Origin of the sequence: Mycobacterium alsense (genome assembly GCF_002086635.1) — a bacterium.
Taxonomy (GTDB): domain Bacteria; phylum Actinomycetota; class Actinomycetes; order Mycobacteriales; family Mycobacteriaceae; genus Mycobacterium; species Mycobacterium alsense.
This window is the reverse complement of sequence record NZ_MVHD01000029.1, coordinates 13,293-36,271: the sequence shown is the minus strand read 5'-3', so window position 1 is coordinate 36,271 and position 22,979 is coordinate 13,293. Positions and strand designations below refer to the sequence as shown.

Genomic DNA, 22,979 nt, shown 5'->3' with positions numbered 1-22,979 from the left:
CGCGAATGGGCCTGGGCCACAAGATAACCGGGGGATCGTAATGAGCGAGCGCCGACTCTACGAACTGATGGTCCTGATGAAGAGCGCCGACGACCGGCTGTCGAAGGGCATCGGCACCGGGGAGTTCATGTGCGTGTACTGGCCGTCGCGCGGCCAGGAGGCCATCGCCGCCGCGATGGGGGTGGCGCTGCGCCCCGACGACCAGCTGGTGACGACCTACCGCGGCCTGCACGACCTGATCGGCAAGGGCGTCCCGCTCGAGGAGATCTACGGCGAGATGATGGGGCGCAGCGTCGGCGCGAGCCGGGGAAAGGGCGGCACCATGCACATCGCCAACCCGGATAAGGGCGTGATGCTCTCCACCGGGATCGTCGGCGCCGGGCCGCCGGTGGCGGTCGGGTTGGCGCTGGCCGCCAAACGCAAAGGGCTCGACCGCGTTACGGTGGTCAGCTTCGGCGACGGTGCCACCAACACCGGCTCCTTTCACGAGGCGGCCAACATGGCCGCGCTGTGGGACCTGCCGCTGGTGTTCGTCTGCCAGAACAATCTCTTCGCCGAGATGACGCCGACCGCGGACACGATGAAGCTCGCACACGTGGTCGAGCGGGCCGCCGGTTACGGCATGCCGGGCGTCCGCGTCGACGGAAACGACCCGCTGGCAGTCGAATCCGCGCTCGAGGAGGCGCTGGAGAAGGCCCGCGGCGGTGGCGGCCCCACCTTCATCGAGTGCGTCACCTTCCGCTTCCGCGGCCACTACTTCGGTGACCGGATGCCCTACATCCCCAAGGAACAGCTGGCCGCCGCGATGGCGGCCGACCCGGTGCCCCGATTCCGCGCCCACCTCGCCGAAGCGGGAATCTGCGGCGCGGACGAGCTCGACCGCATCGACGAGGACGCGGTGGCTACCGTGGAGTCGGCGCTGAGCGCGGTGATGGCGGCCGCGCCCGCGTCGATCGAGGAGCTCGAAACCGACGTGTACGCAACACCGATCGGATTCCCGGTCTGAGGACTCATGGACTGATGGACGAGCAAGAGATGACGATGCGCGAGGCGCTGAACCTCGCGCTCGACCAGGCGCTGCAGGCCGACGAGCGAGTCTTCCTGCTGGGCGAGGACATCGCCGATCCCGGCGCGTCCGGGCCGACCGCGGGGCTGTCGACGAAGTACGGCCACGACCGGGTCCTGGACACGCCCATCTCCGAGGCCGCGATCGTCGGCGCCGCGATCGGCGCGGCGATCGACGGGATGCTGCCCGTCGCCGAGATCATGATCATGGACTTCATCGGCATCGCCGCCGACCAGATGATCAACAACGCCGCCAAGCTGCGGTTCATGACCGCGGGGCGAACGACGGCGCCGATCACCGTCCGCACCCAGGTCTACGCCGGCCTGGCCACCGGCGCCACGCACTCCCAGAGCCTGGAAGCCTGGTTCATGCACATCCCCGGGATGAAGGTCATCGTGCCGTCCACCCCGCGCGACGGCAAAGGCCTGCTGACGGCGGCAATCTTCGACCCCGATCCCTGCCTGTTCGTCGAGACGATCCGGCTGCAGGGCAGGAAGGGGCCGGTGCCCGTCGAACCCGGATTCTCGATTCCGTTGGGCCAGGCCGACATCAAGCGGGCCGGCACCGACGTCACGGTGATCGGCTACGGCCGCAGCGTGCACGACGCGCTGGCGGCCGCGGACACGCTGGCCACCGACGGCGTCAGCGCCGAGGTCGTCGACCTGCGCACCCTGGTGCCGCTCGACGTCGAGACGATCCTCGAATCCGTCCGGCGCACCACCAGAGCCGTGGTCGTGCACGACGCGGTGCAGTTCGCCGGCCCGGGGGCCGAGATCGCCGCGATCCTGCAGGCCGAATTGTTCGGCGAGGTGTCCGCGCCGGTCGAGCGGGTGGGCGCCCGGTTCGTCCCGAACCCGGCCGCCGCGGCGCTCGAGGCGCAGGTCTACCCGTCACCGGAGCGCATCGTCGCCGCCGCGCAACGCACCCTGTCGACACGAAGGGCCAAAGTGCGTGGCTGACTTCGTGATCCGCATTCCGCGGGTGTCGGTGGCCGTCTCGGAAGCCGAACTCACCGGCCTTCTCGTCGACGCCGGCGAACGCGTCGAGGAAGGCACGCCGATCTACGTGATCGCCACCGAGAAGGCGGAACAGGAGATCGAGGCCGGGGCGTCGGGCATCGTGCAATGGACGGGACGGGTGGGGACCACCTACGACATCGGCGCCGAAATCGGCGTCATCACTTCATAAACCGGAAAGGCAACGCGCATGGACCTCAACGAGACCCGCGAAAGAATCATCTACGAAAAGGAGGGCCCGATCGCCCGGGTCACGCTGAACTGGCCCGAGAAGGCCAACGCCCAGGACCAGAAGCTGGCCGAGGAAGTCGACGCCGCGCTGCTCGACGCCGACCGCGACTACGACATCAAGGTGCTGGTCCTCAAGGCCAACGGCAAGGGCTTCTGCTCGGGGCACGCGATCGGCAACAACGCCGTCGACTACCCGTCGTTCGTCGAGGGGGCGAAGGTCATGGGCACGCCGTGGAAACCGCAGACCGACCTGTTCGTCAAGCCGACCCTGAACCTGTGGGAGTTCTCCAAGCCGACCATCGCGCAGGTGCACGGGTACTGCGTCGGCGGGGGCACCCACTACGGCCTGACCACCGACATCGTCATCGCCGCCGAGGACGCCTACTTCTCGTACCCGCCCTTGCAGGGCTTCGGCATGCCCTCCGGCGAATGCTCCATCGAGCCATGGATCTTCATGAACTGGCGGCGCGCGGCCTACTACCTGTACCTGGCCGAGGTCATCGACGCGCAGCGGGCGCTGGAGGTCGGCCTGGTCAACGAGGTGGTCCCCCGCGACCAACTGGACGCCCGCGTCGAGGCGATCGCCCGCCACATCGCCCAGGCGCCGCTGACGACGCTGCTGGCCACCAAGGCCAACCTCAAACGCGCGTGGGAACTGATGGGGATGCGCGTGCACTGGCAGAGCTCCAACGACCTGGTCGCGCTCGCCTCGATCAGCAAGGACGTGCAGCAGCTGATCCAGACCGTGTTCAAGGACAAGGTGCTGCCGTCCGAGCAGGCGCGGCGCCAGGCGGCCGCGGCCGCCCAGACCGACGGCGGCACAACGGCGTGAGCCTTCCGGGGACTTACGGGTGAACATCGCCGACCACGCGAGCGGGGCCGCGGATTCGCCGGCCCTCGTCGTCGCGGACGGCGACCCCGTCTCCTTCGCCGAGTTGCACGGCAGGAGCCGGCGCGTCGCCGCGCTGCTGCACGCGGCGGGCCTCCGGCGCGGCGACGCGGTGGCGCTGCTGGTCGGCAACCGGCCGGAATTCCTCGAAATCACCTGGGGATGCCAGCTTTCGGGACTGTACTACACGCCGGTCAACACCCACCTCACGGTCGACGAGGTCGCGTACATCGTGGAGGATTGTGAGGCGCGGGCCCTGTTCGTCGACTTCGAGTTCGCCGAGCTGGCGGGCAAACTCCGCGAGTCCAACCCCCGGCTGGACGTCCTGGTGTGCGTCGGCGGGTCGCTGCCCGGCTGGGATTCCTATCGCGACGCGCTGGCCACCGCCGGCTGGGACTTTCCGGAGTCCGACGGCAGCGAGATGCTGTACTCGTCGGGCACCACCGGGCGGCCCAAGGCGGTGCGCCGGCCGCTGCCCACCGACAACGGCTCCTGGGCCCAGGCGGTCCTCGAGATGGCGCTGATCCACAAGTACGGTATGACCCCGTCGAGCGTGTACCTGTCCCCCGCACCGCTGTATCACGCGGCCGGCGTGAACTACACCATGGGGGTCAACCGCGTTGGCGCCGCGTCGATCCTGATGCGCAAGTTCGACGCCGAGGCGGTGCTGCGCCTCATCGAGGCCCACCGGGTCACCCACGCCCAGTTCGTGCCGACCATGTTCGTGCGGATGCTCAAGTTGCCCGAGGCCGTCCGGCGCCGCTACGACGTGTCGAGCCTGCGGTGCGTCATGCACGCCGCGGCCCCCTGCCCGGTCGACGTCAAGCACCGGATGATGGACTGGTTCGGGCCGATCATTTACGAATACTACGGCGGGACAGAGGGGTTCGCGGGCACCACGATCGGCCCCGAGGAGTGGTTGGCCCATCCCGGTTCGGTGGGCATACCCATGTCCCCGGTCCACGTTCTCGGCGAGGACGGGCGCGAGCTTCCGGTCGGGCAGTCCGGCGAGCTCTACTTCGAGGGCGGACCCGAATTCGAATACTTCAAGGACCCGGTCAAGACCGCGTCGGTCTACAACGACCGCGGCTGGCGCTCCCTGGGCGACATGGGCTACGTCGACGCCGACGGGTACCTGTACCTGACCGACCGCTCGACGTTCATGATCGTCTCCGGCGGGGTGAACATCTACCCCCAGGAGGCCGAGAACCTGCTGGTGATGCACCCCAAGCTGGTCGACGCCGCGGTGTTCGGCGTGCCCGACGAGGAGTTCGGCGAGGAAGTCAAGGCCGTCGTGCAACCGGTCGACGGCGTGGCGCCCGGGCCCGAGCTGGAGGCCGAGCTCATCGCGTACTGCCGGGCTCACCTGGCCGGCTACAAGTGCCCGCGCACAGTCGATTTCGACCCCGAGCTGCCCCGCGACCCGAACGGGAAGCTTTACAAGCGCCGCATCCGCGAGCGTTACTGGCAGGGACGCACGTCACGGATCGTCTGAACGAGGATGGGTATGAACGTACCGTGGGCGGTGCAGACCGCCGACCGCATTCCCAAGCAGCGCTACTACGACGCCGAGTTCTTCGCGCTGGAGAAGGAGCGGCTCTGGCCGCGCGTGTGGCAGATGGCGTGCCGGCTCGAGGAGATCCCCAAGCCCGGCGACTACGTCGAGTACGAGATCCTCGACGAATCGGTCATCGTCGTCCGGGTGGACGCCGAAACCGTGCGCGCCTACCACAACGCCTGCCGCCACCGCGGCGTAAAGCTGGTGGAGGGTAACGGATCCCGGCGCACCTTCGTGTGCCCGTTCCACGGCTGGTGCTGGGGCATCGACGGCCGCAACACGTTCGTGCTGCGCCCCGAGGAGTTCGACGACCACAACCTGGACCCGGACGACCTCCGCCTCGTTTCCGTCCGGTGCGAGCTGTGGGGCGGCTGCGCGTGGATCAACCTCGACGACGACGCCCCGCCGCTGCGGGACTGCTTCGAGCCGTTCGCGTCGATCTACGACGCCTGGAAGGTGGAGTCGCTGCGGGTCGAATGGTGGCAGGCGTGCCGGCTTCCGGTGAACTGGCGGCTGGCGACCGCGGCGTTCATGGAGGGCTACCACGTCCCGCAGACCCACCCGCAGCTGCTGCCGTCCTCGCAGCCCGAGACGACACGCCGGCCTGGCCTGGCCCAGACCAACCTCTACTTCATGCGCACGCTCGGCGAGGGCATGGGGGGCATGATCCACGAGAACGACGTCCGCATCGCCGAGGGCCTGCAGACCATGGAGTTGCCGGCCGACCCGGCCGCGGCGACGGCCACCTGGCGCACCGCCCTCAACGACGCCATCGTCAGCTGGCACCGGGCCCGGGGCTGCGACATGCCCGACCTCAACGAGCTGGACCGCCGCGGCATCGTCGACGCGATCAATTTCTGCTTCCCGCACTACTTTCTGCTGCCGCAATACAGCAGCGCCTCCTCCTACCGGATCCGCCCGCTCGCCCCGGAGGAGACGCTGTTCGAGATCTGGTCGCTCACCCGCATCCCGCCCGACCAGGTCACCGGCAGACCCACGCCACCCGAGCCGATGGCGCCCGACGACCCGCGCTGGCCCCCGATTCCCGCGCAGGACTTCTCCAATCTGCCCAGACAGCAAAGGGGATTGCACTCCAAGGGATTTGAGTACATGCGACTGTCCAGCCGGATCGAGGGCCTGATCTCCAACTTCGAACGCGTCGTCGACGGCTTCCTCGCCGGCCTGCCGTACGAGGCGCTGGTGCCCGCGATCCAGAAGACCAATACCACCATCGACGTGCCCATCGTCGACCTGGGGCTGGGGGCGCCATGACCACGCGGTGGGACCGCTCCGTGGACCTGCTCGTCGCGGGCAGCGGCGGCGGCGGCATGGTGGCCGGGCTGGCCGCGCTCGATTGCGGGCTGGAGCCGCTGATCCTCGAGAAGCAGGCGCTGGTCGGTGGGTCGACGGGGCTTTCGGGCGGCATCGTCTGGCTGCCCAACAACCCCCTGATGCGCGCCGAGGGCGTCGCCGACTCGCACGAGGACGGGCTGGCTTACCTGGCCGACGTGGTCGGCGACATCGGCGCGGCGTCCTCGCCCGCGCGCCGCGAGGCGTTCCTCACCGCGGGCTACGCGATGATCAACTTCCTGATCCGCAAGGGCGTGCGGCTGGTCCGTTGCGACGGGTGGAGCGACTACTACCCGAACCACAAGGGCGGCAACGAATCCGGCCGCGCGATCGAGGGTGTCCCCTTCGACGCCGCGCAGCTGGGTGACTGGAGCGACAAGGTGCAGCCGCCGTTGGCCCGCAACTACGGGTATGTGATGCTGACCAACGAACTGCGTTCGGTGCAGTACTACAACCGTTCCCCGCGCGCGTTCGCGGTCGCCACCAAGGTGTTCCTGCGCACCGCCGCCGCGCGGGCCCGTCGCCGCCAGATCCTCACCAACGGCTCCTCGCTCATCGGCCAGCTGCTCAAGGCGCTCATCGACCTGAGCGACGGGCAGCCGCCGCTGTGGACGGGCGCGGCGCTGGACGACCTCGTCGTCGAGGACGGCCGCGTCGTCGGCGCCCGCGTTACCCGCGGCGGCGCGTCGCTGAACGTGGCGGCCCGCAAGGGAGTCCTGCTGGCGGCGGGCGGATTCAGCCACAACAGGGAGATGCGCCGCCGCTACAGCGGCGACCAGCCCAACGAGGGCCAGTGGTCGATCGCCAACGCCGGAGACACCGGCGAGGCGCTGCAGGCCGCCATGCGCCTGGGCGCCAAGACCGACCTGCTGGACGAGGCCTGGTGGCTGCCTTCCGTTTTCATCGCCAACGGCGGCGCCGCGGCCGCCTCGCTTGGTTCCGGGCGCCAGCGCCCCGGCGCCATCTACGTCGACTCGACGGGGCGGCGGTTCTGCAACGAGTCCAACTCCTACGTCGAAGTCGGCAAGGCGATGTACGCCAACAAGGCGGTGCCGTGCTGGATGGTCTTCGACGACGGGTACGTGCGCCGCTACGTGGCCGGCACCAACCCGTTCAAGCGGCGCCTGCCGCGCCAGCTCGTCGAGGGCGGCGCCGTCAAGCACGGCGACAGCATCCCCGACCTCGCGCGCGAGATCGACGTTCCCGCCGACGAACTCGCGAACACCATCGCACGGTTCAACCGGTTCGCGGTCAAGGGCCTCGACCCCGACTACGGGCGCGGCCAGTCGGCCTACAACGACTGCCTCGGCGACCCCGGCCATCGCCCGAACGCCGCCGTCGGCCCGCTCGGCCGCGCACCGTACTACGCGACGCGGGTCTTCCCGGCCGACGTCGGCACGTGCGGCGGGGTCCTCACCAACGAACACGCCCAGGTCCTCGACGAACAGGACCTGGTGATCGAGGGCCTGTACGCCACCGGCAACACCACCGCGACGGTGATGGGCCGCACGTATCCGGGTGCGGGCGCGAGCATCGCCAATTCGATGGTGTTCGGTTACGTCGCGGCCCGGCACGCCGCCGGCAGGTAACAGCGAGCGCGGGAGGCGCGCTACGAGGTCTCGTCGCGGCCGACGAAATCGCGTGGCTTCATTCCCGATTCTATGAGCTCCGCCCGCCGCGCCTGAACGTCGGAGGCGGCGCCAACCATGTTGGTCAGGATGTGGCTGACCTGAAGGTGGACGCGCATCCCCATCAGCTCCCAGGCCCGCTTGACGTTGTTCTTCACCGCCATCAGCGTGGTCAGCGGGATCTGGGCGATCTTGCGCGCCATCTCCTCGACGGTGCTTTCCAGGTCTTCGCGCGGCACCACCCTGTTGAGCAGGCCCCAGTCGAGCGCCTGCTGCGCGGACAGCGTCGGCGCCAGCAGCAGCCAGTCCATGGTGCGGTGCCAGTTCATCAGCAGCCACGGCTCGATCATGGTGTGCCCGCCGGGCTCGCCGAGGCTTTGGGCCAGCGGCATCTGGAAATACGCGTCCTCGGAGGCGACGCAGAAATCGGTGAGCAGGCCCAGGTAAATCCCCCCGCCCATGCAGTAGCCGTGGATCTGCGAGATGGTCGGCTTGGGGAACTCCCACAGGTACAGCGTCGGCCACAGGAAGAGGTCGGCGGTGCCCTTGTACAGCTCCTCGAAGGTGTTGCCGAAGTCCGGGTAGGGGTTTTCCTCCGGGGCCCAGCGGGCCACGTGCCCGCCGCAGAAGCCCTTGCCGTTCGCCTTGAGGATGACGACCTTGATCTCCTTGTCGCGGTCGGCCTCGTGCAGGCAGTCGTCGACCTCGGTGACCAACACGGCGTCCTTGGTGTTGGCCTTGTCGACCCGGTTCAGGATGATCCGCGCAATCGGCGGTTCGCGTTCATAGATGATCGCTTCGAGCACGCGGCGCTCCATGCTCGGGGACACTACCGGGGTTTCGAGCCCGCGACGAGCGCAGGCTCGATCGCGAACGGTCGGCCGCGAGGCGACCGTCAGCGCCGCGCCAGCAACCACGCCTGCCCGTCGCCCTCCCCGTCGGCGACCCGTTCGAGTTCGGCGAACGCGGTGCGCAGTTCGCCGGGCGCCGCGCGGAACGGTCCCGGCGCGGCCCCGACCTCGCTGAGCGCCGCGATCGCCAGCAGCCCGCCCGGCGCCAGGCGTTCCACGATCGCGCGGTCGAGGCGCGGGTCCCGAAACATGTGGCAGAGGATGACGTCGGCGGGCGGCCCGGGGGGCAGGCCGTCGTCGAGATCGAAGACCTCGAAGCGGCAGCGCTCGCCGACGCCCGCGAGGCGGGCCGACTCGCGGGCCCGGCCGATGGCCACCGCGGACACGTCATACCCCGACACGTCCAAGCCGCGGCGGGCCAGCCACACCGCGCCCAGCCCCTGCCCGCAGGCCAGATCGAGCGCGAGGCCCGCCGGCGGAAACACCGACGCGTGGCGCGCCAGGAAGGCCTCCACCGCCCCCGCCGGCGCCCGCGTGGCATGCCGCTCGTCCCAGCGGCGCCGGTCCTCCTCCGCCACAGGCGCCACCTCCGCTCGGCCACTCGATCCGTTTCTACACTGAGCCGGTGCCCGACAACGGCGCCGGCCCGGCCCGCCGCTCCGACCGCCGCCCGGCGCAGACGATCCGCAAAGTCCTCGACGCCGCGCTGGAGGAACTGCGCGCGTCGTCGTACGCGAACCTGACGATGCGCGCGGTGGCGACCCGCGCGGGGGTGTCGCCGGCCAGCGCGTACACCTACTTTCCGTCGAAGAGCGCGCTGGTGGCCGCGGTCTACCTGCGCGTGCTGCGCGACCTGCCGGTGCACGGAGGCGGCGCCGACGGCACCGACGGCACCGACGCGACCGCGTCCCGCGTCAGCGCGACGCTGCGCGACATGGCCCTGGTGGTCGCCGACGAGCCCGAGCTGGCCGCCGCCTGCGGCACCGCGCTGATGGCCGACGATCCGGCGGTCACGCCCCTGCGGGGGCAGATCGGCGACGAGGTGTCCCGACGCATCGGGGTCGCGCTGGGGCCCGGGTGGCCGCGCCCGGTGAAGTCCGCCCTGCAGATGACGTTCGCCGGTGCGCTGATGACCGCCCGGTTCGTCAGCTACCAGGAGATCGCCGGACAGCTCGACGAGGCCGTCAAGCTCATCCTGGGCGCATCGGTCACCTAACGTCCTGCGCCCCAACCGGATTGCGGTCCGATGCGTCATCCGTGCGTCCGGCGCGCCGACAACCGTTATGATCCGAGCTGTGCGCAGCCACGGTTGGGCAGGAAACACACCCGCCTCCGACGAGGAGGCGATCGAGCGCATCCTGGACGCCGCCGACAGGATCATCGACGAACGCGGCCCGGCGATGCGGATCGCCGACGTGGCGCGCGCCGTCGGGGTGACGCGCCAGACCGTCTACCGCTACTTCCCCGGCACCCAGGCGCTGCTGGTGGCCAGCGCGATGCGTTCGGCGGACGGCTTTCTCGAACGTCTGGCGACCCACCTCGAAGACGTCACCGACCCGGTCGTGGCCGTGACCGAGGGAATGGCCTACGCCATCGAACAGTTGGCCTCCGACAACCAGGTCGAATTCGTGTTGAACCGGCGCCATCGCGGCGGGCAGGCCGTCTCGATCGTTTCGGACACCGCGCTGGCGTTCGGGCGCTCGATGCTGCACCGCTTCGACATCGACTGGGAGCGTTACGGTTTCGACGAGGCCGGCCTGCACGAACTGAACGAATTCACCCTCAGGTTGCTGCACTCCTTCCTCGCCGATCCGGGCCGCCCGCCCCGCACCGGAGCCGATCTTCGACGCTATCTCACCCGCTGGATCGGCCCGGCCATCGCCTATCCGGAGCTGGTGCGCACGATGGACACGCTTCGGGGCGCCGAGCCCGCCCGGGCGCGCCGCCGCCCGTCCAAAGCGTCATGACGGCGCCCTGATACGTAACACCCTGCGGGCCAGGGCAACTCGCGACACCAAAACTCGCGACACCAAAACTCGCGACACCAAACTCACGACACCAAAGGAGCGGATGTGGTCGGTCTGGGACAGATCGCGCTGAACAGCGCGCCCGTGTTCGGTGGAGCGCTGCTGGCCGTCGCGGCCGGGCAATTCAAGGCCCCGGACTACCGGGCGGCGATCAAACAGGACATGGAGCTTCTGGACCGGTTGCCGCCGGAAGCCACCCAGCGGCGCGCCGAGCTGCAACGCACCATCGACGCCCGCATCGACGACCTGGTCGACTCCTTCGACAGGAGCCGCGCGCTGCGCAGGGCCGCGCAGTCGTATCAGGGAAACTGGCGCGACGCGGTGCTGTTGCTGTGTGTGCTGCTGTTCACGGTGATCTGGTGGGACGTCAACCACAGCCGCAGCAACTGGCTGCCGATGTTCATCCTGCTGATCCTGCTGTCGGTGGTGACCGCCGCGTACACGGTTCGCGGCGTGCTGCGGGCGGTGCGCAGGGGAAAAGGCGCACCGTGAAGGCGTGGCTGCTCACCGCCGCCAACGAGCCCCTGCGCCGCATCGAGCGCGAGGACCCGCGCCCCGGCGCCGGGCAGGCCGTCGTCGACGTGCGCGCCGCGGGGATCTGCCACAGCGATGTCGGCTTCCTCGACGGGACGCTGACGCCGATGCTGGCCCGGCTGCCGCTCGTGCTCGGCCACGAACTCGCCGGTGTCGTGGCCGAAGTCGGCCCCGGCGTGGTCGACCTGCGGGTTGGCGACCGGGTCGCGGCCTTCGGCGGCCGGCAGACGCCGGGCTGGTCGATCGACGGCGGCTTCGCCGACAAGTTCGTCGGTGACGCCGCCGGCCTGATGAAGCTGCCGGACGCGGTGGACTTCGTGCAGGCCGCCACCGCCACCGACGCGGGCCAGACCGCCTACGGCGCGGTGATGGGCGCGGGCAAGCTGCGCGCGGGCGAGCGCGTCGGCGTCGTGGGTCTCGGCGGCCTGGGACTCACCGGCGCGCGGATCGCGGTCCTCGCGGGGGCGCAGGTGTACGCCGCCGATCCGAAGCGGGAGACCTGGGGCCTGGCCAAGCGGGGCGGCGTGCTCGAAACCGTCGCCGACGCGGGCGATCTCGCGGCGTTCGACCCCGACATGATCGTGGATTTCGCGGGGTTCGGAACCACCACCGCGCGGGCGATCGGCGCCGTGCGTTCCGGCGGGCGCGTCATCCAGGTCGGCCTCGGCCGCGACGAGGCCACGATCTCCACCGCCGAGCTGGTGCTCAAAGCCGTCACGCTGCGCGGTGCCCGCGGCGGGCGCCCCGTCGATTTCCTGGCCGTGATCGACCTGATCGCCAGCGGCGCGCTGTCGATCCTCACGAGCACAACGACTTTCGAGGACATACCGGCCGCGATCGAACGCCTCGAGAGCGGCGAGGTGATCGGCCGGATCGTCGCCGTTATGGATTGAGGCCGTCGGCAGGATCGTTGACGCGCTCGTCGACGGGGCATTCCAGGAGCTCCTTGAGCGCCTCGGGGAACGCGTCGGCGATGCCCCACAGCTCGGGCAGCAGGTCGGGGCAGGCGATGATGCCGACGCCGAGCGCCCCGTTGAGCGACATCACGGTGATGTTCAGCCCGGCGCTGCCGATGATCGGGCCCAGGGGATACATGGTGTCCACCCGGCAGCCCAGGAAGTACAACTGCGCCTGCGGGCCGGGAACGTTCGACAGGATCAGGTTGAACGCGGGGCTGTGCGAGATCGGGATGCGGGGCAGGATGCGCATCGCCGCGCCGAACACCGTCGGCCCGCCGAACTGCGTCCAGTCGTGCAGCAGGGTGGGCATGGCCGCGGTGTGCTCTTTCGCGGCGGTGTTTCCCGCGGCGATGCAGCGGATGCGCTCGGCCGGATCGCTGATCTGGGTCTGCACCCGGCAGAACATCCACGTGGTCTGGTTGCGGCCGGGGCGGTCCGTCTTGTCGCGCACCGACACCGGCACGGTGGCCACCAGCGGTTGCTCGGGCAGCTCGCCCCGCTCGCTGAGGAACCGGCGCAGCACGCCCGCGCAGACCGCCACCACCACGTCGTTGACCGTCACCCCGAACCGGTCCTTGACCCTCTTGACGTCGCGCAGATCCAGTTGGGTGTAGGCGATGTTGCGGCGGCGGCTGACGGCGCCGTTGAACGGGGTCGGCGCCGCCGAGAACGGCGCGGCCATGGCGCGGCCGTCGCGCGCCCGCAGCGCCGTTTGCGCCAACGTCAGCATTGTCGCCGGCACCACGGTGGCGAGCCGCAACGGTCGCAATGCGAAGCCCATCAGCCCGCTCACGGCGATCTGCAGCGGATTGGCGCGACCCGCGCCGCGAACCGGCTGCGGTGATGGCGCATCGGCCTCCAGGCTGCACAGCTGGGCCAGCAGATTCGCGCCGGCGACGCCGTCGACCAAGGCGTGATGGACCTTGAGCAGCACTGCGACCGCGCCGGCCCGGGCGACGCCCTCGATGACCCACATCTCCCACAGCGGGTGATCGCGGTCCAGCGGCAGCCCCGCGATGTGGCCGCAGATGTCGGCCAGCTCGCGGCGCCCTCCCGGCGCCGGCACCGCGACGCGGTGCAGGTGGCGCCGCAACTTGAAGTCCTCGTCGTCCACCCACACCGGGTGATCCAGGTTCAGCTGCGTGTCGGCGAGCTTCATCCGGAATTCCGGCATCGCGGCGACACGCTTGGCCACCGCGGCGCGGAAGCGGCCATACGTGTAGCCGCCCGGCATGGTCGAGGTGTCCAGCTCCAAAATGCAACACACATTCAGCGGTTGCGTCGGCGTCTCCAAATAGAGAAAGAATGCGTCAAGTCCGCTTAGTCGTTCCATAGCCGTCGTTCCATAGCCGCCCGCTCGACTAGTCACTAGTAAATCCCCGCCCTAACCCCACAAAGTCTAGGCACAGTGAATGGGCGAATACCAGGGTCGGGAAAAGTCGTTTGCGTCAATTTTTTCGCCGGTTCGTGGCCGGTTCGTGGCCGGTTCGTGGCCGGTTCGTGGCCGGCGGGCACCGTCCGCAGCGCCGCCACGGTGAACCGATCGCGCCGCGGTCTCGTTATCCCACGTACCAGCCGCGCGGGAGGATCATGTCCAGACGGGTCGACACCTGCAGCACTCCCAGGCACCGGCTGCTGACCATCGAGCTGCGCGATGTGGTGCGCGAATACCGCGTCGGCGGTCAAACCGTGCGGGCACTCGACCGGGTCAGCCTGAGCCTCGACGGCGGGCAGTTCCTGTCCGTCGTCGGCCCGTCGGGGGCGGGAAAAAGCACCCTGCTGCATTTGTTGGGCGCACTGGACTCCCCCGATTCCGGCTCGATCGAATTCGACGGCGAGGAGATCGGCCGCCTGTCCGACGAGCAGCAGTCGCGGTTTCGCCACCGGCGCGTGGGCTTCGTCTTTCAATTCTTCAATCTGTTGCCGGCGTTGTCGGCGTGGGAGAACGTCGCGGTGCCCAAGCTGCTCGCCGGCGTCCGCCTGGGCAGGGCCAAACCCGAGGCGATGCGGCTGCTCGACCGGGTCGGGCTTTCCCACCGCGCCGAGCACCGGCCCGCGGAGCTGTCCGGCGGCCAGATGCAGCGGGTCGCCGTGGCACGCGCGCTGATGATGGACCCGCCACTGATCCTCGCCGACGAGCCGACCGGGAACCTCGATTCGGCCACGGGCGCATCGATTTTGGCGCTGCTCGCCGAGGTGGCGCACGAGCCCGGCCGCGGCCGGCTCGTGGTGATGGTGACCCACAACCCGGACGCCGCCGACGCGACCGATCGAGTGATCACGCTGCAGGACGGCCGGGTCAGCTCCGACCGCGGGGTCCTGGTGTGAGGACGCGCGTCGGCGCCGCGGCGGGCCGGCTGCGCCTGTTCAGCCTCCGCGAACTCGCCGTGCACCGCCGCCGCACGGTCGCCTCGATCGCCGTAATGGCGGTCTCGGCAATGTATCTGGTCGCGGTGTTCGGCATCTTCGGGTCGATCACCGGATCGGTCAACCGGCTCGCCGACGGGGTCGCGGGCATCGCCTCCCTGGAGGTGTCGGGCATCACCGACGCGGGATTTTCCGACACGGTGGCCGCCGACGTCGCGGCGGTGCGCGGGGTTGCCGCCGCGGTGCCGATGATCCGGACGACGGCGGCCACCGCGTCTCTCGTCGCCGACGGCCCGCCGGGTCGAGTCCTGTTGTTCGGCGCCGACGAGCGCCTCGCCGCGCTGGGCGGCGCCCTCAGGGACGCCCTGCACGACGCCCCACCCGGGGCCGCCCCGCCCGCGCCGCCGAACGCGGTCCGCGTCGGCCCGGGCGTCGGCCGCCCCAAAGGCGCGACGTTCCAGCTGGGTTCGGGTTCGGTGACCGTCGGCGAGGTGCTCGCGGGCGAGCAGGCCGCCGCCCTCAACGGCGGGCACTACGTCCTCGCCCCACTTGCCTTGGCGCAGAACATCATCGGGCGCCAGGGCCGGCTCGACTCGATCCTGATCACCACGGAGCCCGGCGCCGACCCCGCCCGGGTCCGCGCGGCGGTCACCGCCGCGGTGGGCGGCCGGGCGATCGTCGCCGAACCCGGCATGCGGGCCAGCCGCGCCGGCGACGGCGTCAGGCTGATGAACTACATGGCCCTGATGGGTGCCATGGTCGCGCTGATGGTCGGCGCGTTCTTGATCTACACCACGATGACCATGGCGATCACCCAACGCCGGCCGGTCATCTCGATGCTGCGGGCGATCGGCGGTCGCCGCGCCATGATCGTCCGCGACATGCTCGCGGAGGCGGCGATTCTGGGCGTCTTCGGCGGGACCATCGGCTCGGCGGCCGGAATACTGCTGGGCCGCGGCGCGATCGGCCGGTTGCCCCCCGCCGTCACCCAGGGCCTGGAGGCCCACATCGATTACGGGCTGCCCGGCTACGCGGTGCCGGCGGCCGTCGCGGTGACCGCGCTCACCAGCGTGGTCGCGTCGGCGATGGCGGCGCGGCAGGTGTACAAGGTCGTGCCGATCGAGGCGCTGGCGCCGGTGGGGGTTTCGGCGACCGACCGCGTGCCGCGCTGGCTGCGAACCGCGATCGGGCTCGCGGCCGTCGCCGTCTTCGCGGTGTCGATCGGGGTCGTCGTCACCCAGCACGGCGGGTGGGCGTTCGTCGCGATGTCGGGGGTCTTCTCCGCCGAGGTCGCGCTCAGCTTCGCGCTCACCGTGCCCATCGTCGACGCCACGGCCGCGACGGCCGGCGTGTTCGGCTCGGTCGGCGCGCTCGCGGCGGCGACCATCGAACGCGCGCCGCGGCGGGTATGGGCCACCGTGATGACGGTGTTCATCGCGGTGGTCACCACCGTCACCATCACCGGCACCAACGCCGACATGATCCGGTCGGCGACGGGCATCTTCTCCCCGGTCGCCGACGTCCCCGTCTGGGTGAGCGCAAATCCGCCCGACAGCTACCCCACCGATGCGCTGCCGCAAGGCATTTCGGCGAAGGTCGCCGCGCTGCCCGGCGTCCGGCGGGTCACCGAGGGCGCGTCCGGGTTCGCGGAGGTGGGCGGCACCCGCGTCATGCTCGACGGCTTCTCCGCGACGACGTCCGATCCGCTGTACCGCGCGCTCGACCCATCCGTGCGCGAGGAGGTGCTCGCCGGGCGGGGCGTGGTGCTCTCGCAGAATCTCGGCAACGCCCTGCACGTTCGGGTGGGTGAGCCACTGCGGATGCAGACGCCGCACGGCGCCCGGCAGGCGACGGTGCTGGCGCTGGTCCCGTATTTCTCGACGGTCATCGGCACCGTCGGGCTGGGCCTCGATCAGATGCGCTCCTGGTTCGACAGGCAAAACGTGGCGACGACGCTCGAGATCGCCGCGGCCCCGGGTGCGGACGCCGCCCGCCTGCTGGCCGACGTCCGCCGGGTGGTGCCGGCGCCGAACTACGTGTACGACGGCCGCGCCAAGCTGGCGGGCCTGCAGGCCCCGATGCACCAGAGCATGTTCATCGCCAACGCCGTCTGGATCATCGTCGTGTTCGTCGCCGCGGTCGCACTGCTCAACACGCTGACGCTGTCGGTGCTCGAACGGCGCCGCGAAATCGGCGTGCTGCGGGCGATGGGGTCCAGCCGCGGTTTCACGCTGCGGATGGTGCTCGCCGAGGCGACGGGCATCGGCATCGTGGGCGGCGTGCTGGGGTTGCTGTTCGGGAGCGCGGACCAGTGGCTGTTCAGCCTGGTCAGCGGGGACCTGATGAACTTCCGGGTCGCCTTCCATCCGAGCGCGACGGCGGTGGGCTTCGCGGTCGGCGCGCTGGCGATCAGCCTGCTCGGCTCGGTGCCGCCGGCGCGCCGCGCCGCGCGGCTCAACATCATCGGTGCCGTCAGCGTCGAGTAGGAGCCTCCCCCGCGCGCCGAGATTGCCGTGGGGCCGTGTTTCCCCGCTCAGACCACGACCCGGTGGCAATCCCGGCGCGGGCCTCAGAAGCCCAGCGGCAGCAGCGCGGTGAACAGCGGCGCCAGCGGATCGGTGACCGGAAGCGCGATCGAGCTGTTCAGGAACGGTGCCACCGGGCTCTGGAACGTGAGGATGGTCTGCCCCGGCGCCCCCAGCCCCAGCGTGGGTTCGAACCCCGAGGTGGCCATCGCGGAGAACAGCGGGGTCGTGAGGTTCGTCGCGACAAAGTTGTTGTCGTCGGGGTCGGCGAGCGACGTGCTCGACACCAGGCCCGCGAAACCACTCGTCTGGCTCATCAGGTCCGGGTCGCCGGGCACGGGGTTGGTGACCGGGCTGAGGCTCAGTGCCGCGGCGAGCCGGGTCGCCAGGCCGTGCACCGCCTGCTGCCAATCCGGCAGCTGCGCGGCGGCGGCGGACGCGCCGGCGTGATAGCCGACCATTGCGGCCACATCCTGGGCCCACATCTGCTCGTATTCGGCCTCGGCCGCCGCGATCGCGGGGGCGTTCTGGCCGAAGACGTTCGACATCACCAACTGCACGAGGCCGGTCCGGTTGGCCGCCACCTGCAGCGGGTGGACCGTCGCCGCCCGCGCCGCCTCGAACGCCCCGGCGGCCGCCCGGGCCTGCCCGGCCGCCCCGGTCGCCTGGGTCGCGGCCGTGCTCAGCCAGCCCGCGTACCGGGCGGCCACGCCGGTCATCGCCGCCGACGCCGGGCCCTGCCAGGCCTGATCCGTCAGGCCCGAGGTGACCGACGAAAACGACGACGCCGCGGACCCCAGCTCGGAGGCCAGCGCGTCCCACGCCGCGGCCGCGTTCAACATCGGGGCCGATCCCGCGCCCGCGAACATCCGCGCCGAATTGATCTCCGGCGCCAACACCGAAAAATTCATCACCACAGTCCATTCGTCATGGCCCGCGACGACCATGGCCTCGGCGTCATGACCGACGACGTGCCCCGTGTACGGCTACACGAAATAGGCCGCCGGATGGTTCAACGCGAAGCCGGCGCGTCCTCGATCGCGATGGCGAATCCCAGCAGGTGCGGTTTGCACGGAAACGGGACCGGGGTTCGGACGCTGCGCAGCCCGGTCGTGTCGAATCCGGCCGCCGCGATCGCGTCGACGGTGCGGCGGTTCGGGTGACAGCCGGCGGCCAGCCACGACCAGGGCCGGGCGACCAGGTCCTGCAGCCGGCCCGTCGCGCCGGTTCCGCGGACGTGCTCGAGCACGACCAACCTGCCCCGCGGGACCAGCACACGCCGGATCTCGCGCAGGGTGGCGGCCACATCGCCGACCGAGCACAACACCAGGCCGATGTGGACCGAATCGAAACTGTTGTCCGGGAAGGGAATCGACTCCCCCGTGGCGTCGACGATGTCGACGGCGACGCCGTGCCGATCGGCGAGGCGGGCGGCCATCTGCCGGAACGCCTGCACCGGTTCCACGGCGGCGACCGAGGTCACCGCGGGCGGCAGGAACTTCAGGTCGGTCCCCGGCCCGAGGCCGACCATCAGCAGCCGGCCGGTCGCGTCGGCGATCGCCGCTCGACGGTACCGGTTGTAGAAAAGCCGGTCGAAGACGGGCTGACCGAACCGATATACGTAGGGGAACAACGGATTTGCGCGCGTCAGCTGCCGCCTAGATCGAGTCGGTACGGCGGATACTCGTCACGCATCAACGATACATACGCCGCCACCCGGTAGCGCCACCGAACGATGCCCATGAGGAGGTCGAACATGCCGCGATGGGGGGATCCGGTGCACAGCAACCACAGCGCCGAGATCACGCACAGCACCTGCAGCAGCGGTTCCATCGCCCAGCACAGCAGGATCTGCGGGAGCCCCAGCAGCCACCACTTGACCAGCACGGCTCTCCTGCTGAGCCGGCCCGGATAGTCGATCACCAGATCGCCGGGATAATCGGGCCGCGAAGCCAGCGTGAAGGGCGGGTACCGGTCGGTGCTGTTCATCGGGAACCGGTAGTTCATGACCCGCCACGACCACCGCAGCACCCCGACGTTGAACTCGAAGATCGGCCGCGGGTAGCGCGCGGTGCACAGGATCGCGACCCCGGCGACGACCGTCAGCACCGGATACGCCAGGTACAGCAGGATCAGGATGGGATAGTGCGGCACGGCCAGCACGCACCACTTGACCAGCCACAGCCGGTGCGAGGGCGCGTCGAGCTCGCCGCGCACCCGCACCGGGCCGTCGGCGCCGGTCACCGTCGGCCCGCCGGGACGGGAACGGCCGCCCCCAGGCCGCGATCGATCGCCGCCGAGAGCCGGCGGTGGCTCGTCCACCGCAGGAACGCGGTCAGCATCCGGGTGTGCAGGGAGTCGGAGATCAACGCCGCGGGGCGCAGCATCGACTCGCCGTGGGCCACTTGCAGCGACGCGACCCGGGACACGGCGCCGACGCGGCGTCGCCGGGTCTTCTCGTACCAGCGCAGCGCGGCGCACAGCTCGCGTGACAGGTCCCCCGCGAAATCGCCGGCGCCGGCGTGCGGTCGGCGGCCCACGTCGGACAGCGCCCGGCATAGCACCATGGTGTCGAGCAGGGCCTGGTTGGTCCCCTGCGCCAGGGTGGGCGGCATGGCGTGGGCGGCGTCGCCGAGCAACGTCAGCGGGCCCGGCACCGACACCTCGGGGATGGGGTGCCGGAAGTGGGGGTACGGCGAATCCGCCAGGTCTTCGTCGGTCAGCCTGGCCAGGACGAGGTCGACCTCGTTCGACCAGCCGCCGAATTGGGAGCGGATGACGTCGATCGGACGCGCCTGCCTGACGAAGTCGTAGGACCACGGCAGGTCGAACCACCACTGCACCTCGCCGCCGCCGGCCGGCCACACGCCGGTGTTTCCCCCCTCGCCGATGACGATGATCGCCCCGCGCTCGCCGGCGAGCCCGGGGACGGTGATGAGTCCCTGCCAGCTGCACCAGCCGGTCGGCTGGGCCGGCGCCGCGCCGACGACGTCGCGCACGACGGAGTGCAGGCCGTCGGCCCCGATCACGACGTCACCGGCGGCCGCACCGCCGTCCTCGAATTCCACCTCCACGCCGGCGCGGGTGCTGGCGACACCGACCGCGCGTGACCCGCACCGGATGCGGTCCACCGGGAAGCCCTCCAACAGCCGTTCCAGCAGGACCCGGCGCGGCACCATCCGCACGGGCGCGCCCAGCCGGTCCCCCATCGCGGCGACGTCCAGGGTCGCGAGCCGGTGCCCCCGCGACGTCAGGACCCGCACCCGGGACAGCAGCTGCCCGGCCCCGTCCATGTGGACGCCCAGCTGGCGGAGCACGGTCTCGCCGTTGGACCAGATGGTCACGGCGCCCCCGCCGGCGCTCGCATCCCTGCGCTGGTCGAAGACGGTGACGTCGTGGCCGTCGCGCAGCAGCCCCCGCGCGACGGATATGCCGCTCACACCGGCGCCGATGACAAGTACCCGAAGAGCGCGCCCGGCGCGCCGCGTCGGTGTCATTTCATGGGATACGTAGGCGCGCGCCGATCGGTTCACGCCGCCGTCAGGTGGCCGTTAAATGGCTTTGGCCGCGCCGATCATCGCGTGCAGGTCCTCGACCGACCACGGTTCGGCGCCGTGGTGGTCGCGATAGCCCAGCACCCGCGGCTCCGGGCGCTCGTAGCTGCCGACGAATCCGCCCGCCGCGACGAAAATTCGGCCCGTCACCTCGCGGGACAGGTCGCTGGCGAGGTAGGCGTAGATCGGGGCCGCGAACGCCGCCGGGGGGACGTCCAGGGAGGCCCGCATCGTCATCTCGTCGAGCAACCCGCGGCGGTGCAGGTCCTCGATGTGCCGCTCGTACTCGGGGCCGGTGCACAGCCGGGTCCGCGCGCCGGGACACACCACGTTGGCCCGCACGCCGTGGGCCTTCAGCTCCGCGGCGAGGGCCATCGTCAGCCCGTTGACCGCGCCCTTGCCCGCGGGGTAGCCGGTGCCGCCGTAGTCGCCGAGGAAGGCCGCCGAGCCGGTGTTGACGATCGACCCGTGCCCCTGCGCGGCCATGACGCGGGCCGCGGCGCGGCTGGTGTGAAACGCGGTGCCGAGGTGCGCGCCGATCAGGCGGTCGAAGTCCTCCGGCGCGACGTCGAGGATCGACGAGCCGGGCGGTTCGGCGACCCCGGCGCAATTGATCACGGCGTCCAACCGGCCGAACCCGCTCACGCATTCGTCGACCAGAGCGCCGGCGACGCGCTCGTCTTCCGCGGCCCCGACGACCGGGATGGCGCGCCCGCCCGTCTCCGCGAGCGCCGCGACGGTTTCGGTCACCGCGTCGGCGTCGCGGCCGTTGACGACCACCCCTGCGCCGAGGTCGCACATCAGTTCGGCGACGGCGCGCCCGATGCCGCGGCTGCCGCCCGCCACCACCACGCCGCGACCGTCAAGCAGCTCAGGCATCGGGCCAGGCATGTTAGACATGGGGCCGCGATTCGGAACGCCTTGTGCGCGTGGACTTCTGGAGGGCCATCGGAAGGACGCGGTCTCGTCGGGTCGGCAACATGAGCCGAACAGTACCGAGGCGACCGGCGAATGAGAACCGTTCTTATGAACTCGCTAAGACCATGGGTTACCGGCGCGCCCCGGGCGGCATCTCGCTGGCCAGCGGCGACGGTCGCAACCCCGGCGACCAGCGAACATCGGCGGCCACGATGGCGGCCTACTCCGCGCCGAGTAATCGCCGTTTCTCGTGACGGCGGGTATAGTCACTGATGAAGTCCGTTCTGGACGTGTCGCCGTTTAGCTCAAAGCGGTCAACCAGCCGCAACGGCTGGGCTCGGAGTGGCTCTGGCGATATCAAGCCGATATCAAGCCGGTATCAAGCCGATATCAAGCCCTGTCACCCGCCCCTACTACTGCGTGCGCTGGTTTAGCGACTACGTCCAACGGATACGGTGCGGCGGAGGCGGCTGTGCAACCTAGCTGCGGTGCCTCCGTCGCACACGACCCAGGAAGTGGGCCAGTGATGCAAATCCATTCGTGCGCTGACGTTTTCAGACACATTCTCCGAACGGGCCGGGACCGGGAAATCCGATTCAGCCTATGACCGACTTAGCCACCCGACCCCGGCCCGCCCGGCCGACACGAGCGCAGACGGACGACTCCTACGACGACGTCGTCGAGATGTTTGTGGCGCTGCGCCGGATGCCGGCGGGATCTTGCGAATACGCCCGCCAGCGCGACGACATCGTGTCCCGGTGCCTGCCGCTGGCCGACCACGTGGCCAGCCACTTCGCCCGGCGCGGCGAAAGCCTCGAAGACCTGACCCAGGTCGCACGCCTCGGGCTGATGAACGCCATCAACCGATTCGACCCCGACAAGGGGCCCAGCTTCATCGGGTTTGCGGTTCCCACCATGATGGGTGAGGTCCGGCGCTACTTCCGCGACTACAGCTGGGGTATGCGCGTGCCGCGCCGGCTGCGCGAGCTGCACGTCCAAATCAGCCGGACCACAAGCGATTTGGCGCAAAAGCTGGGCCGCGCGCCCACCGCCGGCGAACTGGCTCAGGTGCTGGAAGTCCCGCGCGAGGAAATCATCGAATGCCTCGTCGCCGGCGACGCCTACCGGCTGGAATCCCTCGACGCACCGATGAGCGCCGACGGTTCGGGCAAACCCCGGCTGGTGGCTGACGCGGTCGGCGACACCGACCCGGGGATCGAACACATCACCAACCGCGAAGCCGTGCGCGTCCTGCTGAGCGCGCTCCCCCAGCGCGAACGCCAGGTGCTGCACATGCGGTTCTTCGAATCGATGACCCAGAGCCAGATCGCCGAGCGTATCGGCGTTTCGCAGATGCAGGTTTCTCGCATCCTGGCCAACACGCTGCGCTGCCTGCGCGATCAGCTGGGATAGGCCCCCACCCGCCGAGCATCCCAACCGGACCTTCCCCGGCCCGAGGCCATGTACTGTGCGATTCGGAAAGAGTCGACGGTGTCGCACCGATGG

Annotated in this window: 21 protein-coding genes and 1 pseudogene; 14 read left to right on the top strand and 8 right to left on the bottom strand. The window is 70.3% G+C overall.

Features of this window, described 5'->3' with window-relative positions; genetic code table 11:
• The first annotated feature begins 40 nt into the window (after positions 1 to 40).
• From BST11_RS16470 to BST11_RS16440, 7 genes are read left to right on the top strand one after another with little or no spacing between them, the layout of a single operon-like run.
• Positions 41 to 1,006: a thiamine pyrophosphate-dependent dehydrogenase E1 component subunit alpha gene (locus tag BST11_RS16470; RefSeq protein ID WP_083139000.1), complete on the top strand. Its 966-nt coding sequence runs from the start codon at positions 41 to 43 to the stop codon at positions 1,004 to 1,006.
• Between the two features lie 14 nt (positions 1,007 to 1,020).
• A complete protein-coding gene (locus BST11_RS16465) occupies positions 1,021 to 2,025 on the top strand; it encodes an alpha-ketoacid dehydrogenase subunit beta (RefSeq protein WP_083138999.1) in 1,005 nt (334 codons plus the stop codon).
• Positions 2,018 to 2,254, top strand: coding sequence for a lipoyl domain-containing protein (locus tag BST11_RS16460; protein WP_083138998.1), 237 nt, complete (start codon positions 2,018 to 2,020; stop codon positions 2,252 to 2,254). Before BST11_RS16465 ends, BST11_RS16460 begins: the two co-directional genes overlap by 8 nt.
• An 18-nt stretch (positions 2,255 to 2,272) precedes the next feature.
• Positions 2,273 to 3,145: an enoyl-CoA hydratase-related protein gene (locus BST11_RS16455; RefSeq protein ID WP_083138997.1), complete on the top strand. Its 873-nt coding sequence runs from the start codon at positions 2,273 to 2,275 to the stop codon at positions 3,143 to 3,145.
• A 19-nt stretch (positions 3,146 to 3,164) separates the two neighbouring features.
• Positions 3,165 to 4,697: an acyl-CoA synthetase gene (locus tag BST11_RS16450; RefSeq protein ID WP_083138996.1), complete on the top strand. Its 1,533-nt coding sequence runs from the start codon at positions 3,165 to 3,167 to the stop codon at positions 4,695 to 4,697.
• Between the two features lie 12 nt (positions 4,698 to 4,709).
• A complete protein-coding gene (locus tag BST11_RS16445) occupies positions 4,710 to 6,032 on the top strand; it encodes an aromatic ring-hydroxylating oxygenase subunit alpha (protein WP_083138995.1) in 1,323 nt (440 codons plus the stop codon).
• Positions 6,029 to 7,699 (top strand): FAD-binding protein, encoded by a 1,671-nt coding sequence (locus BST11_RS16440; protein ID WP_083138994.1) that lies wholly within the window; start codon positions 6,029 to 6,031, stop codon positions 7,697 to 7,699. The genes BST11_RS16445 and BST11_RS16440 overlap by 4 nt, the downstream gene beginning before the upstream one ends.
• A 20-nt stretch (positions 7,700 to 7,719) precedes the next feature.
• On the opposite strand, the gene BST11_RS16435 is transcribed toward BST11_RS16440, so the two are convergent.
• Positions 7,720 to 8,556: an enoyl-CoA hydratase-related protein gene (locus BST11_RS16435; RefSeq protein ID WP_083138993.1), complete on the bottom strand. Its 837-nt coding sequence runs from the start codon at positions 8,554 to 8,556 to the stop codon at positions 7,720 to 7,722.
• 77 nt (positions 8,557 to 8,633) lie between these two features.
• Entirely contained in the window at positions 8,634 to 9,167 is a 534-nt protein-coding gene (locus BST11_RS16430; RefSeq protein WP_083138992.1) for a class I SAM-dependent methyltransferase, read from the bottom strand.
• A gap of 47 nt (positions 9,168 to 9,214) precedes the next feature.
• Between BST11_RS16430 and BST11_RS16425 the strand changes: the two genes are divergently transcribed.
• The 4 genes from BST11_RS16425 to BST11_RS16410 all read left to right on the top strand — a co-directional run bounded on the left by BST11_RS16425 (position 9,215) and on the right by BST11_RS16410 (position 12,043).
• Positions 9,215 to 9,805, top strand: a complete 591-nt coding sequence (locus tag BST11_RS16425) for a TetR/AcrR family transcriptional regulator (protein WP_244897681.1) — start codon at positions 9,215 to 9,217, stop codon at positions 9,803 to 9,805.
• 79 nt (positions 9,806 to 9,884) lie between these two features.
• Positions 9,885 to 10,556, top strand: a complete 672-nt coding sequence (locus tag BST11_RS16420) for a TetR/AcrR family transcriptional regulator (RefSeq protein WP_083138990.1) — start codon at positions 9,885 to 9,887, stop codon at positions 10,554 to 10,556.
• Between the two features lie 105 nt (positions 10,557 to 10,661).
• On the top strand, positions 10,662 to 11,108 hold the full coding sequence (locus tag BST11_RS16415; RefSeq protein ID WP_083138989.1) for a hypothetical protein: 447 nt from the start codon (positions 10,662 to 10,664) through the stop codon (positions 11,106 to 11,108).
• Positions 11,105 to 12,043 (top strand): alcohol dehydrogenase catalytic domain-containing protein, encoded by a 939-nt coding sequence (locus BST11_RS16410; protein ID WP_083138988.1) that lies wholly within the window; start codon positions 11,105 to 11,107, stop codon positions 12,041 to 12,043. The genes BST11_RS16415 and BST11_RS16410 overlap by 4 nt, the downstream gene beginning before the upstream one ends.
• On the opposite strand, the gene BST11_RS16405 is transcribed toward BST11_RS16410, so the two are convergent.
• The gene (locus tag BST11_RS16405) at positions 12,033 to 13,442 is read right to left on the bottom strand and encodes a WS/DGAT/MGAT family O-acyltransferase (protein ID WP_083138987.1); all 1,410 of its coding nucleotides are present in this window, start codon (positions 13,440 to 13,442) and stop codon (positions 12,033 to 12,035) included. The genes BST11_RS16410 and BST11_RS16405 overlap by 11 nt on opposite strands.
• 302 nt (positions 13,443 to 13,744) lie before the next feature.
• Here BST11_RS16405 and BST11_RS16400 point away from each other — a divergent pair, with 302 nt between their 5' ends.
• Both BST11_RS16400 and BST11_RS16395 read left to right on the top strand, forming a co-directional pair.
• Positions 13,745 to 14,437, top strand: a complete 693-nt coding sequence (locus BST11_RS16400) for an ABC transporter ATP-binding protein (RefSeq protein ID WP_083139020.1) — start codon at positions 13,745 to 13,747, stop codon at positions 14,435 to 14,437.
• A gap of 95 nt (positions 14,438 to 14,532) precedes the next feature.
• Positions 14,533 to 16,962 carry an ABC transporter permease gene (locus tag BST11_RS16395; protein WP_142276396.1) on the top strand — a complete coding sequence of 810 codons (2,430 nt, stop codon included), beginning with the start codon at positions 14,533 to 14,535 and terminating at the stop codon, positions 16,960 to 16,962.
• A gap of 398 nt (positions 16,963 to 17,360) precedes the next feature.
• On the opposite strand, the pseudogene BST11_RS28590 reads toward BST11_RS16395, so the two are convergent.
• The 5 genes and pseudogenes from BST11_RS28590 to BST11_RS16370 all read right to left on the bottom strand — a co-directional run.
• Positions 17,361 to 17,912, bottom strand: a pseudogene (locus BST11_RS28590) (PPE family protein); the annotation flags it as partial.
• 101 nt (positions 17,913 to 18,013) lie between these two features.
• On the bottom strand, positions 18,014 to 18,652 hold the full coding sequence (locus BST11_RS16385; protein WP_083138985.1) for a class I SAM-dependent methyltransferase: 639 nt from the start codon (positions 18,650 to 18,652) through the stop codon (positions 18,014 to 18,016).
• The gene (locus tag BST11_RS16380; protein ID WP_083139018.1) at positions 18,649 to 19,218 is read right to left on the bottom strand and encodes a DUF4389 domain-containing protein; all 570 of its coding nucleotides are present in this window, start codon (positions 19,216 to 19,218) and stop codon (positions 18,649 to 18,651) included. Before BST11_RS16380 ends, BST11_RS16385 begins: the two co-directional genes overlap by 4 nt.
• A 23-nt stretch (positions 19,219 to 19,241) precedes the next feature.
• The gene (locus tag BST11_RS16375) at positions 19,242 to 20,498 is read right to left on the bottom strand and encodes an FAD-dependent oxidoreductase (RefSeq protein WP_083138984.1); all 1,257 of its coding nucleotides are present in this window, start codon (positions 20,496 to 20,498) and stop codon (positions 19,242 to 19,244) included.
• Positions 20,499 to 20,552: 54 nt separating this feature from the next.
• Positions 20,553 to 21,434, bottom strand: coding sequence for an SDR family NAD(P)-dependent oxidoreductase (locus BST11_RS16370; protein WP_142276392.1), 882 nt, complete (start codon positions 21,432 to 21,434; stop codon positions 20,553 to 20,555).
• A 642-nt stretch (positions 21,435 to 22,076) separates the two neighbouring features.
• Between BST11_RS16370 and BST11_RS16365 the strand changes: the two genes are divergently transcribed.
• Positions 22,077 to 22,886, top strand: a complete 810-nt coding sequence (locus BST11_RS16365) for a SigB/SigF/SigG family RNA polymerase sigma factor (protein WP_083138982.1) — start codon at positions 22,077 to 22,079, stop codon at positions 22,884 to 22,886.
• Positions 22,887 to 22,979: the final 93 nt, after the last annotated feature.

What these genes read in the sequence shown, in the direction of transcription:
- BST11_RS16470 (WP_083139000.1), top strand. Translation starts at nt 41, where the DNA reads ATGAGCGAGCGCCGACTCTACGAACTGATGGTCCTGATGAAGAGCGCC.
- BST11_RS16465 (WP_083138999.1), top strand. Translation starts at nt 1,021, where the DNA reads ATGGACGAGCAAGAGATGACGATGCGCGAGGCGCTGAACCTCGCGCTC.
- BST11_RS16455 (WP_083138997.1), top strand. Translation starts at nt 2,273, where the DNA reads ATGGACCTCAACGAGACCCGCGAAAGAATCATCTACGAAAAGGAGGGC.
- BST11_RS16445 (WP_083138995.1), top strand. Translation starts at nt 4,710, where the DNA reads ATGAACGTACCGTGGGCGGTGCAGACCGCCGACCGCATTCCCAAGCAG.
- BST11_RS16440 (WP_083138994.1), top strand. Translation starts at nt 6,029, where the DNA reads ATGACCACGCGGTGGGACCGCTCCGTGGACCTGCTCGTCGCGGGCAGC.
- BST11_RS16435 (WP_083138993.1), bottom strand. Translation starts at nt 8,556, where the DNA reads ATGGAGCGCCGCGTGCTCGAAGCGATCATCTATGAACGCGAACCGCCG.
- BST11_RS16405 (WP_083138987.1), bottom strand. Translation starts at nt 13,442, where the DNA reads ATGGAACGACTAAGCGGACTTGACGCATTCTTTCTCTATTTGGAGACG.
- BST11_RS16395 (WP_142276396.1), top strand. Translation starts at nt 14,533, where the DNA reads ATGGCGGTCTCGGCAATGTATCTGGTCGCGGTGTTCGGCATCTTCGGG.
- BST11_RS16375 (WP_083138984.1), bottom strand. Translation starts at nt 20,498, where the DNA reads ATGACACCGACGCGGCGCGCCGGGCGCGCTCTTCGGGTACTTGTCATC.
- BST11_RS16370 (WP_142276392.1), bottom strand. Translation starts at nt 21,434, where the DNA reads ATGCCTGAGCTGCTTGACGGTCGCGGCGTGGTGGTGGCGGGCGGCAGC.
- BST11_RS16365 (WP_083138982.1), top strand. Translation starts at nt 22,077, where the DNA reads ATGACCGACTTAGCCACCCGACCCCGGCCCGCCCGGCCGACACGAGCG.